The organism is Mesorhizobium sp. M7A.F.Ca.ET.027.03.2.1, assembly GCF_003999175.1.
Taxonomy (GTDB): Bacteria; Pseudomonadota; Alphaproteobacteria; order Rhizobiales; family Rhizobiaceae; genus Mesorhizobium.
Genome location: NZ_RZOM01001391.1, coordinates 1 through 1,246 on the forward strand (window position 1 = coordinate 1; position 1,246 = coordinate 1,246).

General features: G+C 62.1%; 2 protein-coding genes and 1 pseudogene. All 3 read right to left on the reverse strand.

The genetic code is table 11. The features are described from left to right. Positions 1-34: 34 nt before the first annotated feature. Positions 35-418: an ACT domain-containing protein gene (locus EN750_RS34945; protein ID WP_127399322.1), complete on the reverse strand. Its 384-nt coding sequence runs from the start codon at positions 416-418 to the stop codon at positions 35-37. A 15-nt stretch (positions 419-433) separates the two neighbouring features. After that, positions 434-913 carry a GNAT family N-acetyltransferase gene (locus EN750_RS34950; protein ID WP_127399323.1) on the reverse strand — a complete coding sequence of 160 codons (480 nt, stop codon included), beginning with the start codon at positions 911-913 and terminating at the stop codon, positions 434-436. A 210-nt stretch (positions 914-1,123) separates the two neighbouring features. Continuing rightward, positions 1,124-1,246, reverse strand: a pseudogene (locus EN750_RS41215) (oxidoreductase); the annotation flags it as partial.

Genomic DNA, 1,246 nt, shown 5'->3' on the forward strand with positions numbered 1-1,246 from the left:
CGGTTGGGCCAGCAACCGGCTTGGTGACGATGGACTACAGCAGGATATGCCCGGCCTCGACCAGAAACCGCCTCGCCGCGGCCTGATCCGTCGCTTTCACCAACAGATGGTCGCCATCGAAAGTGGACACCAGGAAGATGCCCAACCCGTTTTCCGACAACGGCCTGATGACCGAGAGCACGATACCGGTTTCGTCGAAGGCAAACGGGCCCACGAGTTTGAAGGCCACCCAGTCGATATCCTGCTTGACGGCATGCGGCACGCGGTCCTGCAGGCAAACGATCGAAAGCTCGTCGTCAGTCCTTGTGATGCTGACGAAGCCTGGCCCGTCCGCCCAACCGGGGATGGTCTCCCCCGCCGCCAGCCGGGAAACCGCGTAAAACCCTGGGAGTTGTCTAAGCCTGACCCTGGCAGCCATTATCGAACTCCTTCCTCAAATCGCCGGTGATCCCGCGAGCTTCTTGCTCATGTATACCGTCATACCGTTCATGAACGGCTCTTCCCGGTCCACGATATAGCCCTGCCTCTTGTACAGCGACACATTCGCCGCGAACGCGCCATTGGTCAGCAGGCGAAGCTCGGCACGTCCTGCTTCGATCGCCTTGCGCTCGGCAAGCTCCAGCAACAGCCGGCCGATCCCCCTGCCCTGCGCATCCGGTGCCACGCAGACATTCTCGATCCACAGGTGATCCTCGGCCAGCACGGTTTCGATCATCCCGACGATCCGATCATCCTCGACGGCGAGATCGAACGGATGCTCGGCAACGGCCTTGTCATAGTCGGCGCGCATAGGCAGCGGCTCGCGGCCGATCACCGGCACCCATTTGGCATAGGCGGCACGAACGATATCCCGGATCGCGGCGGCGTCAGCGGGCTCGGCCGGCCGAAGCCGGATGGAAAAATTGTTGGTCATCAAAGTGCTCCAGACATGAAAACCCCGCCGGCGGTGTCGCGGGCGGGGCTGGAAACGAACGAACCGGGTCTATCCTGCCGGTCTTTGTCGTCGCGCAATCAGTCTGCCGCTCCGCACTGTGCAGGGGCGGCGTCGCTTGGTGGGCGCGAGGACGAACATGGCGCCAAGCTGGAACAGGAAGAGCGGCGCGTCAAGACACCTACAACGGCTTCAGTATTCCTGCGCCGTCGGCCGGAACAATATCTCGTTGATGTCGACCTCGTCAGGCTGGCTCATGGCGAACACCACCGTCCTGGCAAAAGAATCGGCCGGAATGGCCACCCGGTCGTAGAG